Annotated in this window: 16 protein-coding genes and 1 pseudogene; 11 read left to right on the forward strand and 6 right to left on the reverse strand. The window is 63.5% G+C overall.

Annotated elements, in window-relative coordinates; genetic code table 11:
• The 10 genes from AC07UK_RS03880 to AC07UK_RS03925 all read left to right on the forward strand — a co-directional run bounded on the left by AC07UK_RS03880 (nt 1) and on the right by AC07UK_RS03925 (nt 10,530).
• Entirely contained in the window at nt 1-1,683 is a 1,683-nt protein-coding gene (locus AC07UK_RS03880; protein ID WP_058697671.1) for a class I adenylate-forming enzyme family protein, read from the forward strand.
• Nucleotides 1,684-1,685: 2 nt separating this feature from the next.
• A complete protein-coding gene (locus tag AC07UK_RS03885) occupies nt 1,686-2,456 on the forward strand; it encodes an enoyl-CoA hydratase/isomerase family protein (protein WP_058697538.1) in 771 nt (256 codons plus the stop codon).
• The gene (locus AC07UK_RS03890) at nt 2,449-3,204 is read left to right on the forward strand and encodes an SDR family NAD(P)-dependent oxidoreductase (protein WP_058697537.1); all 756 of its coding nucleotides are present in this window, start codon (nt 2,449-2,451) and stop codon (nt 3,202-3,204) included. Before AC07UK_RS03885 ends, AC07UK_RS03890 begins: the two co-directional genes overlap by 8 nt.
• Nucleotides 3,205-3,406: 202 nt before the next feature.
• Nucleotides 3,407-4,573 carry an acyl-CoA dehydrogenase family protein gene (locus AC07UK_RS03895; RefSeq protein WP_058697536.1) on the forward strand — a complete coding sequence of 389 codons (1,167 nt, stop codon included), beginning with the start codon at nt 3,407-3,409 and terminating at the stop codon, nt 4,571-4,573.
• 9 nt (nt 4,574-4,582) lie between these two features.
• The gene (locus AC07UK_RS03900) at nt 4,583-5,458 is read left to right on the forward strand and encodes a 3-hydroxyacyl-CoA dehydrogenase family protein (protein ID WP_081050224.1); all 876 of its coding nucleotides are present in this window, start codon (nt 4,583-4,585) and stop codon (nt 5,456-5,458) included.
• Nucleotide 5,459: 1 nt separating this feature from the next.
• A complete protein-coding gene (locus AC07UK_RS03905; protein ID WP_058697535.1) occupies nt 5,460-6,125 on the forward strand; it encodes a 3-hydroxyacyl-CoA dehydrogenase family protein in 666 nt (221 codons plus the stop codon).
• A gap of 5 nt (nt 6,126-6,130) precedes the next feature.
• Complete coding sequence (locus AC07UK_RS03910; protein WP_058697669.1) at nt 6,131-7,243, forward strand: CaiB/BaiF CoA transferase family protein; 1,113 nt, start codon at nt 6,131-6,133, stop codon at nt 7,241-7,243.
• A gap of 12 nt (nt 7,244-7,255) precedes the next feature.
• Nucleotides 7,256-8,245, forward strand: coding sequence for an NADPH:quinone oxidoreductase family protein (locus tag AC07UK_RS03915; protein ID WP_058697534.1), 990 nt, complete (start codon nt 7,256-7,258; stop codon nt 8,243-8,245).
• A gap of 111 nt (nt 8,246-8,356) precedes the next feature.
• A complete protein-coding gene (locus AC07UK_RS03920; protein ID WP_058697533.1) occupies nt 8,357-9,901 on the forward strand; it encodes a 3-hydroxyacyl-CoA dehydrogenase in 1,545 nt (514 codons plus the stop codon).
• The gene (locus tag AC07UK_RS03925) at nt 9,898-10,530 is read left to right on the forward strand and encodes a hypothetical protein (protein ID WP_143010700.1); all 633 of its coding nucleotides are present in this window, start codon (nt 9,898-9,900) and stop codon (nt 10,528-10,530) included. Before AC07UK_RS03920 ends, AC07UK_RS03925 begins: the two co-directional genes overlap by 4 nt.
• Nucleotides 10,531-10,612: 82 nt before the next feature.
• Here the strand turns inward: AC07UK_RS03925 and AC07UK_RS03930 are convergent, their stop codons facing one another.
• From AC07UK_RS03930 to AC07UK_RS03955, 6 genes and pseudogenes are all read right to left on the reverse strand, one after another.
• A complete protein-coding gene (locus AC07UK_RS03930) occupies nt 10,613-11,647 on the reverse strand; it encodes a branched-chain amino acid ABC transporter permease (protein ID WP_081050223.1) in 1,035 nt (344 codons plus the stop codon).
• Entirely contained in the window at nt 11,647-12,534 is an 888-nt protein-coding gene (locus AC07UK_RS03935) for a branched-chain amino acid ABC transporter permease (RefSeq protein ID WP_058697531.1), read from the reverse strand. Before AC07UK_RS03935 ends, AC07UK_RS03930 begins: the two co-directional genes overlap by 1 nt.
• A 14-nt stretch (nt 12,535-12,548) precedes the next feature.
• Nucleotides 12,549-13,274, reverse strand: coding sequence for an ABC transporter ATP-binding protein (locus AC07UK_RS03940; RefSeq protein ID WP_058697530.1), 726 nt, complete (start codon nt 13,272-13,274; stop codon nt 12,549-12,551).
• Between the two features lie 13 nt (nt 13,275-13,287).
• On the reverse strand, nt 13,288-14,058 hold the full coding sequence (locus tag AC07UK_RS03945) for an ABC transporter ATP-binding protein (protein WP_058697529.1): 771 nt from the start codon (nt 14,056-14,058) through the stop codon (nt 13,288-13,290).
• 136 nt (nt 14,059-14,194) lie between these two features.
• On the reverse strand, nt 14,195-15,394 hold the full coding sequence (locus AC07UK_RS03950; RefSeq protein ID WP_058697528.1) for an ABC transporter substrate-binding protein: 1,200 nt from the start codon (nt 15,392-15,394) through the stop codon (nt 14,195-14,197).
• 288 nt (nt 15,395-15,682) lie between these two features.
• Nucleotides 15,683-15,863: pseudogene (locus AC07UK_RS03955) on the reverse strand (electron transfer flavoprotein-ubiquinone oxidoreductase); the annotation flags it as partial.
• Between AC07UK_RS03955 and AC07UK_RS03960 the strand changes: the two are divergent.
• Nucleotides 15,857-16,276: a tripartite tricarboxylate transporter substrate-binding protein gene (locus AC07UK_RS03960; RefSeq protein ID WP_412459398.1), complete on the forward strand. Its 420-nt coding sequence runs from the start codon at nt 15,857-15,859 to the stop codon at nt 16,274-16,276. The pseudogene AC07UK_RS03955 and the gene AC07UK_RS03960 overlap by 7 nt on opposite strands.
• The last annotated feature ends 95 nt before the right edge of the window (nt 16,277-16,371 follow it).

Raw genomic sequence — 16,371 nt, forward strand, 5'->3', positions numbered from 1 at the left:
ATGCAAAACATCCTGACGCTGCACAATCCGCAGAATGCACGGGACTACTACCTGTCGGGGATCTGGCAGCAGGAGACCCTTTACACGCTCGCCCGTCGCCATTCGCGGGAACGCCCCACGTCGGCCGCCCTGCGCGACGCGGATGTCCGGTTGACCTGGCGCGAAGTGGTCGACTGGGTCGATAGCGTAGCCGAGGCGCTGCACAGGCAGGGCCTGAAACCTGGTGACCGGGTCGGCATCTGGCTGCCCAACGTGGTACAGGCAACCATCGTGTTCCTGGCCTGCTCGCGCAATGGCTACGTCTGTTGCCCGTCACTGCACCAGAACTACACCGTCGACGAGATCTGCACGCTGCTGAACCGCATCCAGTGCCGGGCCCTGTTCGCAATGCCCGGCTACGGCGCCGATTCGGACCACAACTCGATCTTCGGCCGCGCCGCCGACATTCCGACGCTCGCCGCCATGTTTGCCATGCCCGGCCAGGCCAATGGCGACTTCACCCTGCCCGCCGACGCCCATCCATTCCCGGATCAGCTGCCGCCCTCCGCACTGTCGACGCCGGACCTGAACCCGGACAAGATCGTGTATCTGGCCTTCACGTCTGGCACCACAGGCCTCCCCAAGGGTGTGATGCACAGCGACAACACGCTGCTGGCCAACGGACGCGCACTGGTCAACGACTGGGGTCACTCGGCCGATACCACGGTTCTGACGCTGAGCCCGATGAGCCACCACATTGCCACCGTGGCCCTGGAACAAGTGCTGGTGGCAGGCGCGGAGCTGGTCATGACCAACCTGCGTGCCGGCAAGCATGCTCTCGATTGGATCCTGGAAACCGGCGCCACGTATGTGATGGGGGTGCCGACCCACGCCATGGACATTCTGCAGGCCGTGCGCGACCGCAAGCTGACGTCCCTCGGCGAAGTCCGCACCTTCTACATGGCGGGCGCGGCAATCCCGCGTGATGTGGCGCAGAAGTTCCTGACGCTCGGCGTGACGCCGCAGAACGTCTACGGCATGACCGAGAACGGTTCGCACAACTACACCATCCCGTCCGATACCGCGGACACCATTGTGTCGACATGCGGGCGCGCGTGCCGCGGATATGAGGTCCGCCTGTGGAAGCAGGACAACTGGGACGTCGAGGCCGAAGTGGGCGAGATCGGTGAGATCGGCGGGCGCGGCGGCTTGCTGATGCTGGGCTACTTCAGCAACCAGGTCGCCACGGAAACGTCGTTCAACATCCATGGCTGGTTCATGAGCGGCGACCTCGGGATCATCGACGAGAACGGCTGCATCGTGATCGTCGGGCGCAAGAAGGACCTGATCATCCGCGGCGGCCACAATATCCACCCCGCCCGTATCGAGGAACTGGCCATGCGGCATCCCCTGGTGGAGCGCGCAGCGGCCTATCCCGTGCAGGACGAACGACTCGGCGAGAAGGTCTGCCTGTCGGTTGTGCTCCGCGCGGGTCAAACGCTGGAACCGGCTGACATGCTCGCCCACCTGGCGAGCTGCGGCCTGTCGAAGTACGACATGCCGGAGTACTTCCTGGGCCTGGACCAGTTCCCGCTGACACCCAGCGGCAAGATCCTGAAACGCGATCTGGTCGAGATGACCATGCGTGGCGAACTCAAGCCGCAGGCGGTGCGCTACAAGGCCAGCGCTACAGCAGGAGCATGACCATGTCCATCGATATCAAGTTTGACGGCCCGTACGCGATCCTCACGCTCAACCGGCCCGAAGCCCGCAACGCCTTGCAGTTCACGATGATCGAAGCACTGTCGTACACGCTCGATCAGGTGGCAGCCTCCGGCGCTCGCGCGCTCATTGTGACTGGGGCCGGGCCGAAGGCGTTCTGCGCCGGCGCCGACATCAAGGAACTGATGGACCGCAGCCTGATGGCACAACGCCAGGGCGCACAGCTGGGTCAACGTATCTTCGACAAGCTGGCCAGCCTGCCGATTCCGTCGGTCGCCGTATTGCATGGCTATGCCTTTGGCGGCGGGCTGGAGCTGGCCATGGCCTGTACCTTCCGTATCGCGACGGTACATGGCCGAATGGGTCTGCCGGAGATCAAGCTCGGTCTGATCCCTGGCTACGGTGGCACGCAACGTTTGCCACGCCTCGTTGGCGAAGGCCGTGCGCTGGAGATGGTGATGTCCGGACGAACAGTCGACGCGATCGAAGCCGAGCGCATCGGATTGGTGAACCGTGTGGTGGCCGCCGGCGACCCGGCCGAACTTGGCAAGGCTTTCATGTCCGAGTTCATCGGCTATAGCCGTTGCGCCTCTCAGTTCGCAAGAGAGGCAGTGGTACGCGGCATGGAGACCACGCTCGACGCCGGACTCGAGATCGAGGCCGACCTGTCCACGCTGGCCTACCAGACGGATGACTCCGTCGAAGGCATGCGCGCCTTTATCGAGAAACGCACACCGGAGTTCAAGGATGCCTGATCTCACCCAGGGCGCCGTCATCGTGACCGGCGGGAGCCGCGGCATCGGTGCCTCCATTTCCGTGGAGCTGGCACGCGCCGGCCTGCACGTTGCCTGCCTTTCGCGTTCGGGCGAACTTCCTGACGCCGGCTCGCTCGATGCCGATGCACAGAAGCGGCTGGCGGCAATACACTGCGATATCACCGATGCCGCTTCTGTCGACGCGGCATTCGCCGAGGTGCCCACTCTGTTCGGCAAGCCGATCGTCGGCCTGGTCAACAACGCGGGCATCCACCTGCAGGGGCCGTCCGCATCGTTCCCGATCGCCGACTTCGAGCGCGTGATGCAAACCAACGCCTCGTCGGTCCTGCTCGCCAGCCAGGTGGCCTACCCCTACCTGCGCGAGGCCGGCTCGGCGCTGATCGTCAACATTGGCTCGTTCTACGACAAGCTCGGCGTGCGCGGCAATGCCGCCTATTGCGCATCCAAGGCTGCCGTCGGCGCGATCTCGCGCTGCCTGGCCGTCGAATGGGCGCGCGATGGCATACAGGTCGTCAATATCGCGCCTGGCTATATCGAGACCGATCTGAACCGCGACGAGTTGAACGAAGGTGCGCTCCAGGCATTCCTCAAGAAGCGCATTCCCGTCGGAGGCCCCGGGCAGTCCGACGATATCGGACGGCTTGCCGCCATGCTGTTCCGGCTGCCCGGCCGCTTCCTGACCGGCGAGACGCTCTATGTCGATGGCGGCCAGGGCATGGCGCTGTAGCACTAGTCCACTGAATCATTGAAATGGGAGGCGAAGGACATGTCAGGCGGGATGCAGCGCAGGCGCAAAGCGCAGCAATAGCACGGCTATTGCGAGCATTTGCAACGACGCGATGCGCCCGCATGACATGGCAGGCGCCGACCAATTTCAGTGATTCAGTGGACTGATCCGGGCGGTTCACAGCCCACCAACGGAGGAAGACATGAACATGCTGGACCGGATGGACGCGCGGCTGCCGCTATCGTCCGAGGAACGCATGCTCCTCGACAGCGTCAAGGAGCTTTGCAACACCCAGATCGCGCCACGGGCGGCCGAGTACGACCGCACCGGGGTGTTTCCCTGGGAGAACGTGAAAGCCATCAATGAACTGGGCCTGAACGCCATGTTCATCCCTGACAACTATGGCGGCGCGCAACTGTCCTTCCTGAGCTATCTCGCTTGCGTGCGGGAGATTTCGAAGGCTTGTGCCTCCACCGGTATTGTCTGGGCCACGAACTTCCACGCCATTAAGCCGCTGATCCAGTACGGGAGCGAAGAACAGAAGAGTCGTCTGCTGCCGCGCATTGCCGAAGGCGGCCTGGCGTCGCTGGCAATCACCGAGCCCTCTGCGGGATCGGATGCCACTGGCATGCGCACCACCTTTACCCCCGACGGTGACGACATCGTCATCAATGGCGGCAAGACCTTCATTACCAACGGCGACGTGGCCGACCTGTATCTGGTGTTCGGCAAATGGTCCGAGATCAGCGATCCGAAGGCCGCCATCTCCGTGCTGATTCTGGAAAAGGGCACGGAGGGTCTGCGCGTGCTCGGCACCGAGCACAAGATGGGCACCCGTGCGTCCAGCACGGCCAGCCTGGCCTTCGACGGCTGCCGCGTGCCACGCGCCAACCTTATCGGCGCTCCCGGCGAGGGCCTGCAGATCCTGTTCGGCTCGCTGAACCGCTCGCGCCCCAGCGTTGCCGCGCATGCCCTGGGCATTGCGCGCGCGGCGTTCGAGGATGCGGTCGACTACATCAACGAGCGGCGCCAGTCCGGCAAGCGGATCCTCGAGTTCCAGGGCATCCAGTTCATGCTGGCAGACCTGGCCACGGAGCTGGCCTTGTGTGAATCGTGGCTCTGGCGCGTGGCCGAGATGGTCGATGCCGGCGACCAGGATTTCGGCATCGAAGCCTCGATGCTCAAGCAACGCGCCACCGACGCGGCCATGCGCATCACGACCGATGCCGTGCAACTGTTCGGCGGCTATGGCTACTGCAACGACTACCGGGTCGAGCGGCTGATGCGCGACGCCAAGATTACCCAGATCTGGGAAGGAACCAACCAGGTGCACCGGCAGCTGATCGGGCGCAGCTTCCTGAAGAAATAGGAGACGAACGTGACAACCATTCAAACCGTCGGCGTCGCGGGCGCCGGCACCATGGGCGCGGGCATCGCCATCGTTGCGGCCCGCGCGGGCTTCAAGACCATCGTATTCGATGCCCGGCAGGATGCGCTGGACCGCGCCCGCGGCCAGACCGAAGCGTTCCTGAAGAAATCCGAGGAGCGCGGCAAGCTGCCGGCCGGCGCCGCCGCTGAGGCGTTGTCCCGCTGGGAGGGCACTACCTCACTGAGCGACCTGGCCAAATGCGACATCATCATTGAAGCCATCTTCGAGGATCTTGCAGTCAAGCATCAGTTGTTCGGCCAGCTCAATGAGGTCTGCCCGCCGGCTACCCTCTTCGCATCCAATACGTCCACGATCTCTATCACCGAAATCGCCGGCGGTTCCGGCCGGCCGGACCGCTTCGTCGGCATGCATTTCTGCCTGCCTGCGCAGCTGATGAAGCTGATCGAGATGTCGCCAGGCCTGGCCACTTCGGATGAGACCTTCCAGAAAGCGTGGGCCTTTGCCGAGGCAATGGGACAGAAGCCGGTGGCCACACAGGATACGCCGGGCTTCATCCTCAACTACTTCCTGATCCCGTTCAATAACGATGCGATCCGGCTGGTGGAACAAGGCGTCGCCGAGCCGGCCGACATCGACACCGCCATCAAGACTGCGCTGGGCTATCCGATGGGCCCGCTCGAGCTGCTGGACCTGGTCGGCATGGACACCCAGAAGCTGCTGTGCGAAGCCATGCATGGCCTGACCCACGAGCCGCGCGCCGCCTGCCCGCCGCTGGTGCGCCGCATGATCGCCGCCAGGCGCCTGGGCAAGAAGACCGGCAAAGGCTTCCATACCTACGGCGACACCAAGATGTTTGGAGCCTGATATGCGCTACGAAATCATACAAGCTGGCGAGAGCCGTTCCTTTCCCGAATCCCATCCCTTCCTCGAACAGGCAGCGGCGCAAGGCGACGGGCTGGTCTACCTCGGTTCGCAAGCCGGTCGCGCCTACAGCGTAGGCAAAGGACACGAAGCGCGCACCTTTGTCGCCATCGAGCTGGGCACCGAATGCCTGGGCATCCACACAGGCGAGAGCCGCGGCGTCGAAGGCTCCAATGTGGTTGGATTCGCCCGCTTTCGTCTCGGCGACGCCGACCCGAGCCCGCTGGTGGAACTCGTCAGGCAACCGGGCACGACCCCTGGCGCGATCGAAGCCGCCAAGGTGGTGTTCCAGGCTGCGGGGCTGGTTGTCGCGGTATGTCATGACTTTCCGGGTCGCATCGTCGACCGGCTGATCCGCCCGTACTTCAATGCGGCGCTGCGCCGCCTGGACGAGAAACTGGCCAGCGCCGATGACCTGGACAAGACCTTGTGCCTGGGCCTCGGCTACCCGGAGGGTCCGATCTCGCTGCTGGAACGGACTGGCCTGGCGCACCATTTCCGTGTCACTCAAGCCTTGCATGAAGCTCTCGGGCAGGAGCCTTATGCCCCGGCGCGGCGCGCGCGCGTCGCAGCGGAGCGCGAGGAACGCGAAGAGCGGGTAAAGCGATGATTGCCATGAGCCAACCCCTGACCGGTGTGAAGGTGCTGGATTTCAGCACCCTCCTGCCCGGACCGCTGTGCTCGCTGCTGCTGGCCGAGGCGGGAGCCGAAGTCATCAAGTTCGAGCGCCCCGGCCGTGGCGACGAAATGCGCGCGTATGAGCCGAAGGTCGATGACGACAGCGCGAATTTCGTGCTGCTCAACCGCGGCAAGCAATCTGTCGCGATCGACCTGAAGGCGCCTGAGACGCTGAGCCAGTTGACGCCGTTGATCCGCGATGCCGATGTCCTGATCGAGCAGTTCCGTCCCGGCGTCATGGATCGTCTGGGCCTCGGCTATGCAGCGCTTTCGGAAATCAACCCACGGCTGGTCTACTGCTCGATCACCGGCTTCGGACAGTACGGCCCGCGCGCATCAGAAGCCGCGCATGACCTGAACTATGTGGCGGCATCCGGCACGCTGTCGCTGACTGCCGGCAACGATGGTGCGCCGGTCCTGCCGCCTGCCCTCATTGCCGACATTGCTGGCGGCACCTATCCGGCCATGATCAATATCCTGCTCGCCTTGCGTCAGCGCGACCAGACCGGCAGGGGCGTTCACCTGGATGTGGCCATGGCCGACAACCTCTTTACGTTCCAGTACTGGGGGCTTGGCAACGGCGCGCTGGGATCGTGGCCCGCACCGGCGTCGGAGCTGGTCACGGGAGGCACGCCGCGCTACCAGATCTACCGTACCGCCGATGGTGCCTTCCTGGCGGCCGCGCCACTGGAAGACAAGTTCTGGGACAACTTCGTCGCACTGGTCGGGCTGGATGCGGACGCGCTGGCGCGGATGTCACCGGACCAGGCCATCGGTGCCGTTGCGGCGGCCATTTCCCGGCACCCGGTTGCCTATTGGGAAGACCGCTTCGCCGGGCAAGACGTCTGCACCAGCCGTGTGGTCAGTCTGGAAGAAGCCCGGCACGATCCGCATTTCCGGGAACGCGGCCTGTTTGACCGCACCGCTACCACTGCGGCGAACGGGAGCATGCCGGCATTGCCGGTGCCCATCGATGCCGCCTTTCGCAGCCAGGATCGCTCCGCCGCGTCCCCGGCCCTGGGAGCACACAACCAACTTCTGAATCGCTGAGGTCCAGCCGACATGAAAGCCATCGTCATCCAGGAATTCAATGCACCAGACGCCGTCACCATCGGCGACCTTCCCGACCCGCAGGTTGGCGACGGCGACGTGCTCGTCGAAGTCCGAGCCGCCGCGGTCAACTATCCCGACGTGCTGGTGGTGCAGGGCAAGTATCAGATCCTGCCGCAACGCCCGTTCGCACCGGGCAAGGATGCCGCCGGCGTGGTACGCGCCGTCGGTGCCAATGTCACCCATGTCCAACCTGGCGATCGCGTGGTGGCGCAACTGGAATATGGCGCGTTCGCCGAGCTCGTCAGCGTGCCTGCCGATTCATGCTTCCGCATCCCCGATGCCATGCCGTTCGAAGACGCTGCCGCGATGGGGCTGGCATATCAGACCGCCTACTTCGCCCTGGTGGAACGTGGCGGATTCCGTGCCGGCGAGACTGTGCTTGTCACCGGGGCTGCCGGCGGCGTCGGCTCGGCGGCCATCCAGATCGTCAAGGGTCTCGGCGGCATCGCGCTGGCCGGCGTCAGCGGTGCCGAGCACGCGCAGGCGGCACGGGAACTGGGAGCCGACGCAGTGATCGATCTTTCCGCCCCTGACCTGCGCGAATCGCTGCGCGAGCAGGTGCGCAATGCCACCTCGGGCCATGGCGCCGATGTGGTGCTTGACACCCTGGGCGGCGATGTCTTCGATGCCGCACTGCGTGCGATCGCATGGTGCGGCCGCGCGGTGGTCATTGGCTTCGCGGCCGGCCGCATCCCCGAGATCAAGGCCAACTATCTGCTGCTCAAGAACATTGGCGTCAGTGGCCTGCAGTGGAGCGACTATCGCGATCGCCAGCCGGAAAAGGTGCTGGCCGTACAGCAAGAGATCTTCAAGCTGTATCAGCAAGGTGCGCTCAGGCCGAAGATCGCCGGTGCCCTGCCCCTTTCCCGTGCCGGTGAAGCGCTGGCGCAGCTCGCCTCCGGGCAGGTGTCCGGCAAGTACGTGCTGACGCTGAACTGAGGCTTACCGAACAACCCTGGGCGAATGCCATGCCCGTCTGCAGCCGTGGGTTCCTCCTCACGGCTGCAGTGCTTTGCGGCGTCGCCCACCATCTCCTGCGATCCGGACATCATGAACACAACCTCTCCTTCGATCACCGCTATCCAGACACTGGGCATCGTCGGCACCGGCGCCATGGGCCGCGGCATCGCCCAGATCGCCGCGCAGGCAGGCCTGACCGTCAACCTGTACGACGCCAACCCGCAAGCGGTGGAAGCGGCACGCAAGTACCTGCAGGATACGCTCGGCAAGCTGGCCGAAAAGGGCAAGATCTCGGCGGCTGACGCCCAGGCCACGCTGGGCCGCGTGAAGCCGTGCGGCGCGCTGGAAGACCTGGCCGGCTGCGACATGGTGGTGGAAGCCATCGTCGAGAAGCTCGAAGTGAAGCGAGATCTCGTGGCGAAGCTGGAAGCCGTGCTGCGTCCTGACGTGGTCATCGCCTCGAACACCTCGTCGCTGTCGATCACCGCGATCGCCGTGGGCGCAAAGGAACCGGGCCGCGTGGTCGGCTACCACTTCTTCAACCCGGTGCCGCTGATGAAGGTGGTCGAGGTCATCGACGGCCTGTCCGGCAACCCGGCCGTGGGCGATGCGCTGATGGCGCTGTCGCGCCGCATGGGCCATACGCCGGTGCGCTGCAAGGACATGCCGGGCTTTATCGTCAACCATGCCGGCCGCGGCATGAATATCGAAGGCATCAAGGTCGCGCAGGAAGGCGTGGCGGAGTTCGCCGACATCGACAACATCATGCGCGAGCAGGCCGGCTTCCGCATGGGGCCGTTCGAGCTGATGGACCTGACCGGGCTGGACGTGTCGCACCCGGTGATGGAATCGATCTACAACCAGTTCTACCAGGAGCCGCGCTACCGCCCGTCGCCGATCACGGCGATCCGCTCGGTTGGCGGGCTGGTCGGCCGAAAGGCCGGCGCCGGCTTCTACCGCTACGTGGATGGCCAGAAGCAGGTCCCGGCCACGGCCGCGGCCGCGGTCCCGTCGGCCCGTCCGGCCAGCGTGTGGGTCAGCCGCGCCAGCGAACGCGGCCATGCCATGGTGACGAAGCTGCTCGGCGCGCTCGGTATCACGCCTGAAAGTGGCGACCAGCCTTCCGCCGAGGCACTGATCGTCGTCACGCCGCTGGGCCTGGACGCGACCACCACCGCGCTCCAGCAGGGCCTGGACGCCTCGCGCACGGTGGCCATCGACACCCTCCTGCCGTTCGAGGCCACCAAGCGCCGCACGCTGATGACCACGCCGGCCACTGGCGCCGCCGCGCGCGACGCCGCGCACGGCCTGTTCGCGAGCGACGGCGTGCCGGTCACGGTGATCCGCGACTCGGCCGGCTTCGTGGCCCAGCGCGTGCTCTGCTGCATCATCAACATCGCCAGCGATATCGCGCAGCAGCGCATTGCCTCGCCCGCGGACATCGACCTGGCCGTGAACCTGGGCCTGGGCTACCCGAAGGGCCCGCTGGCCCTGGGCGACGCCGTCGGCCCGCAACTGGTGCTGGAGACGCTGCGCAACATGGAAGCCCTGACCGGCGACATGCGCTACCGCCCGAGCCCGTGGCTGTGGCGCCGCGCCGGCCTGGGCCTGTCGCTGCTGACGGACGAGGCTTGATCGCCCCCCGACCATCAAAGACCGCAGTGCAGCCAGAGGTCGCTCCCCTTTCGCTCATTCTCCAATCGCCAGCGTATGCGCGTGTCCATCTGCGCGGGCTGCGTTTCCCGTTCCCCGTGATTGCAGAGGTCATCGAAGGTGATTGTGAGCTCAACGTGCCGGGTCAGATGCGTGCAACCCACGACGGTGGATGGCACGCGATCCGCCCGCTCGAGTCGCCACACCTTGTGCTGGCAGAGCGCGCCCGCGTAGCGTTCCGGCAGCTGCCGTGGTCCGGTCAGCGGATACGGGTAGAAGAGCGATCGCACAAGCCAATTGCGAGTAGCCTGGCTATGGCGGTGTTCCAGGCACCGCAAAAGCCGTGGCGGCTCGCATCGGCGTCGCGAGAGCTCCGCATCGATCAGGCGGGTCAATTGTCCCGAACCTTGTTGAGTGAAGGCGAGAGCTTTGTCGATCTGGTGGCGACGCAGCGCCTGATGCGCGCGCTGTTTGACCTCGCCGGCGCCGACCGGGAAGCTGCAAGGGTCGGATCCTATGGCTTCCCGGATCGCGCTCGCTTCGAAGATGCGATCTTCGATCGATTCGGGGTGAACGCTTCACTGCTGCATCGTCTGCTGAATGGCCGCTAGCAAGGGCGAACAACCTGCCCGCGGCGCCCCGTAGCGATGACTTAGCCGGCCGACCGCGTGCTGCCGGCCGTCTTTCTAGCAATCATCGTCCGGACGGAAGCCGGCCAAGGACCGCCCCAACCAGTCCTTTCCGGAACAACAGAACGCACAGAATGAAAATGACACCGGTCACGAGCGTCACTGACTCGCCAAGGGATGCGAACCAGTCGATCCCGGTGACATTGGCAAGTCCGGCACCTATCTCGCCCAGCTTGTTCTCCAGGATCACAATGACGAGCGCACCGGCGACTGGCCCGCTCAACGTCCCCATCCCGCCCACCAGCGTCATCAGGATGACTGCCCCCGACATGGTCCAATGGACGTCGGCCAGCGTCGCAAAGCCAAGCACCAGCGCTTTCATCGCTCCCGCCAGTCCCGCCAGCGCGGCCGACAGCACGAAGGCCATCAGCTTGAAGCGGTCTGTACTGTAGCCCAGCGAGATGGCGCGACTCTCGTTCTCCTTGACCGCCTGGAGGAGCTGGCCAAACGGGGAACTGACTATGCGGGCAATCAGCACCATCGCTGCGACAAAGACGGCGACAACGACATAGTAGAAGCTGACATCCGATGACAGGTCGATCACCCCGAACAACGCGCCGCGCGGAACGCCTTGCAAGCCGTCCTCGCCGCCCGTTTGCGGTGTCTGCAGGCAAATGAAAAAGAACATCTGTGCCAGCGCGAGCGTGATCATGGCGAAGTAGATGCCCTGGCGGCGGATTGCCAGCACGCCCATCAGAAATCCAATCGCTACGGCGGTTGCCACGCCGATCAGCAGGCTGACCTCCGTCGTGACATGCCAGTTCTTGATCGCATACCCGGCTATGTAGCCCGCGCCGCCGAACAAGGCGGCATGGCCGAACGACAGCAAGCCGGTGTAGCCGAGCAGCAGGTTGAATGCCGCGGCAAACAGCGCAAAGCACAGGATCTTCATCACGAAGACCGGATAGAAGCCAAGATGGGGCGCCAGCAACAGCAGTGCAACCAGCACGATGGAGATGTATGCCGGCGCCCGGCTTCGCACCAACGCGTCCCCACCGGCCGCCGAGGTCACCGTTGAAGGGAGAGAGAATTCGGTCATCACTTTTCCTTGCCAAACAGCCCCGCCGGACGAAGCAGCAGGACAATCACCATTACAACAAAGACCACCGTTGACGACGCTTCCGGGTAGACCACCTTGGTCAGCCCCTCGATCACGCCCAGGCCCAGACCGGTGACGATGGCGCCGAGGATCGAGCCCATTCCACCGATCACTACAACTGCAAACACCACGATGATCAGGTTCTGTCCCATCAGCGGCGACACCTGGATCACCGGCGCGGCCAGCACCCCGGCGAACGCAGCCAGTGCCACGCCGAAGCCGTAGGTCAGGGTGACCATCAGCGGCACATTGACGCCGAACGCCTCGACGACCTTGGGGTTCTCGGTGCCCGCACGCAGGTAGGCGCCCAGCTTGGTCTTCTCGATCACGAACCACGTGCCCAGGCAGACCGTGATGGAAGCCACCACGACCCAGGCGCGATAGTTCGGCAGGTGCATAAAGCCAACGTCGGTAGCGCCCTGCAGCAGCTCGGGCGCGGAGTAAGGCTGGCCCGAGACGCCGTAGATTGACCGGAACACGCCTTCGATCACCAGCGTAATACCCAGCGTGAGCAGCAGACCGTAAATATGGTCTAGCTTGTAGATCCAGCGCAGCATCGTCTTTTCGATCAGCACGCCCAACAAGCCGATGACCAGGGGCGACAGCAGCAGCATTGCCCAGTAGCTCAGCCCGACGTACTCCATGCCGGCCCACGCCAGCAGAGCGCCCAGCATGAACAGCGCACCGTGCGCGAAGTTGATCACGTTGAGCAATCCAAAGATCACCGCCAACCCCAAGCTTAGCATTGCGTAGAACGCGCCATTCGCCAGGCCGAGCAGCAACTGCGACATCAAAGCCGGCAGGGGAATTCCAAAATCAAGGTTCATTGCACTTCCCCTCGTTACACGCCGAGCAGCTCATTGAGCACCGGCATCTTGTCCTGCAGCTCGTCGGCGGCAAAGCGCTCGACGATCGCGCCGTGCTCCATCAGGTAGAAGCGGTCGGCCAGCGGCGCGGCGAATCGGAAATTCTGCTCCACCATTACCACCGTGTAGCCCTTCTTCTTGAGCATCAAGATCATGCGCGCCAGGGCCTGCACAATCACAGGCGCCAGCCCTTCCGAGATCTCGTCAAGCAGGAGCAGGTTCGCCCCGGTACGCAAGATCCGGCCCACGGCAAGCATCTGCTGTTCACCGCCGGAGAGGCGCGTGCCCTGGCTCTGCTTGCGCTCCATCAGGTTCGGGAACATGTCGTAGATCTCGGCCTTGCTCATGCCTTTTCCCGCATTGGCGCTCTTGAGTTCCGGCGGCAGCAGCAGGTTCTCTTCGCAGGACAGGCTTGAGAAGATCGCCCGCTCTTCGGGACAGTAGCCAATGCCGTAGTGCGCGATCTTGTGTGTCGGCAGGCCGATGGTTTCGTGGCCGTTGACCTTGATCGATCCCTTGCGCGTACCGGTGAGTCCCATGATCGCGCGCAGCGTTGTCGTGCGCCCGGCACCATTGCGCCCAAGCAGCGTGACCACTTCGCCACGATTGACGGTCAGGTCCACACCATGCAGGATGTGCGACTCGCCGTACCAGGCATGCAGGTCCCTGATCTCGAGGGCCGGGGTGTTGTCGTTTGCCATTACTTTTTCCCCCTCAATGCGCGCCTTGCAGCTCGGCGTCGGCCGTACCCATGTAGGCTTCCATGACGCGCGAATCCTTCGAGACTTCGGCGTAAGGGCCCTCGGCCAGAATCGCACCGCGTTGCAGTACGGTGATCTTGTCGGCAATCGACGACACGACATTCATGTTGTGCTCGACCATCAGGATCGTGCGGCCGGCAGAAACCTGCTTGATCAGCTGGGTCACGCGATCCACGTCCTCATGGCCCATGCCCTGCGTCGGCTCATCGAGCAGCATCAGTTCCGGCTCCATCGCGAGGGTGGTCGCGATCTCGAGCGCACGCTTGCGGCCGTAAGGCAGGTTGACAGTGATGGTCTCGGCGAACTCGGTCAGCCCGACTTGTTCGAGCAAATCCATCGCGCGGGCATTTAGCACGTCGAGCGAACGCTTGCTGCGCCAGAACTGGTAGGCAGTACCCAGTTGACGCTGCAGGCCGATGCGTACGTTCTCGCGTACGGTCAGGTGCGGGAACACCGCGGAAATCTGAAACGAGCGGATCACGCCCCGCCGCGCAATCTGCGCTGGCTTTTCGCGCGTGATGTCGATGCCGTTGAACAGAATGGTGCCGGCGGTCGGCTCCAGGAACTTGGTCAGCAGGTTGAAGCAGGTGGTCTTGCCCGCGCCGTTCGGCCCGATCAAGGCGTGGATCGAGCCGCGGCGTACATTCAGGTCGACTTCACTGACGGCAGTAAAGCCTCTGAATGACTTGGACAACCGCTGCGTCTGCAGAATGAAATCCGGCATAACAGGAGCAAAGCCAATCTGGAGAAAAAGGAAGCGTCTTCCGCGCGGCCGGGGCGACGCAGCGGCCGTGGAAAGACGCCCGGAGAGTGCGTAGAAGCGTGGCCAGCTGCCTGGCCACCTCAAGTTCCCTAGTGCGTCAGCCCTTGAGCGGACAGGCGCTCTTTTCCAGTGGCTCGAAGGCCTTGTCCTTGGGGATGATCTTGCGGATCTTCAGCAGGTCCCATTCGCCCTTGGACTCAGACGGCTTCTTGGCTTCAGCCAGGTACATGTCATGCGCCATCAGCCCGTTTGCCAGAATGCGGCCGTCCTTGGCAAAGAAGTCATTGACCGGCGTCGCGCGCATCTTCGCCATGACCTTGTCGGGGTCCGCGCTACCTGCCGCCTGTACCGCCTTCAGGTAGTGCGTCACCGCGGAGTACATACCGGCCTGAACCATGGTCGGCATCATCTTGGTCTGTGCGAAGAACTTCTTGCCAAAAGCGCGGGTCTCGTCGTTGTAGTCCCAGTAGAATGCCGTGGTGAACTGCAGTCCCTGCGCCGCCTTCAGGCCCATGCCTTTCAGGTCGCTATCGAAAATCAGCAGCGGCGCCACCACCTGCTTGCCAGTCCCGAGTCCGAACTCCGAAGCCTGGCGAACCGCATTCTGTGTATCGCGTCCCGCGTTGGCCAATGCAATCACCTGCGCATTTGACGCCTGTGCCTGCAGCAGGAACGATGCGAAGTCCGATGCCGCAAGCGGATGGCGGACCTTGCCGGCAACCTTCCCGCCCAGCTGCTCCACCACATTGATGGCATTCGACTCGAGCGAATGGCCGAATGCATAGTCGGCGGTGATGAAGAACCAGTCCTTCTTGCCTTCTTCCAGGATTGCGCGTGCCGTGCCGTTTGCCAGCGCGTAGGTGTTGTACACGTAGTGAATACCGTAAGGCGAGCACTGCTTGCCCGTCAGTTCCGTAGTGGCGGAACCCGCGAAGATCGTGATCTTCTTTTTGCTCTCGCCAAGTTTCTGCAGCGCCAGCGCCGAGGCCGAGTCGGTGGACTCGATGATCATTTCGACGTTGTTCCGGTCATACCACTCCCGGGCACGGGTGGAAGCAATATCGACCTTGTTCTGGTAGTCGGCACCCAACACCTCGATGGGCCGGTCCAGAACCTTACCGCCGAAGTCCTGAACCGCCATCTTGACGGCTGCGATACCGCCAGGACCGCCGATGCCGGAATAGACCCCGGACATATCTACCAAGGCGCCGATGCGGAATGGCTCCGCGGCGGAAGCCAACTGGCAAATCGCCGTCAGTGCGGCGAGTGCGCCGAAGCGCAGTGCGGGTGCATTCATGGATGTCTCCAATCGTTCGTTATCATGACGGACAGCGTTTTCCTCGAACACATTCACCGTCCATACCCGCTATCTGCAACTTCGGTGCCAGGTCCAATTACGTCCGTTTTAGCCATAAATATGCCCTTGGAGGTGTATTCGCCCCCCGCTGAGTACACTCGTGCCTGCGAACATGTATTTACCGAAGACAGTCCCAAGGCAGGCCATCGGCTACAAGTCCGGCATGCAAACCTTCTGCAAGCGCACAGCAGCGAACTCTCCTTGAAGCAGTTCTTGAAATTTTGATAGATCCGTGCAGCCAGGTTCCCTCGAAGCTCTCTGAGAAGCCTGTGAGTTCATCGTACTGGCAGCCGGCGGCGATCGCGTCGGAAGCCGCCTCGGCGCACAGCATGCCGCTCTTGATGGCGGCGTGACTGCCCTTGAGGCGCGCCGCATTCAGAAAGCCGGCGTCGCAACCGACGAGTGCGCCGTACGATCCTTTCAAGGACTTCGCCTACCTCACCGTTGCCGTGCAGGCGCCCAACGTCCTTTCGGTGCCAGCAAACTCCCGCTTCAAGACCATTCAGGACAACATCGTTTCCTACGAGAAGGCCAATCCCTGAGACGAAGACGTCCGCATCTGCCGGAAACGGGACAAGCGACCATCTCACCGCGGATCTGTTCTGGCAGAAAGGATCTGTTCTGGCAGAAAACCGGCACAACCGGGATCCACATACGTACATGGGCGGCGCCCCGGCGAAGAACGACCTGCCTGGCGGACAGGTCGACGCCACCTTCATGAATCTCAATACAGCGGTCCCGCACATCAAGGCAGGCAAGCTGCGCGCTCGCCTATCCTGCCCGACGTGCCGACCATGGAAGAGTCCGTCGTCAAGGGCGTGACGGTCTACTCCTGGCAAGCGGTTGCTATGTTCCGTTGACTAACTCGAGCATGAAGATGCTCGGCACTACATCGCAGTTGCATCGCCTGACGGCCG

This window comes from Cupriavidus sp. GW821-FHT07C08 (assembly GCF_059419025.1).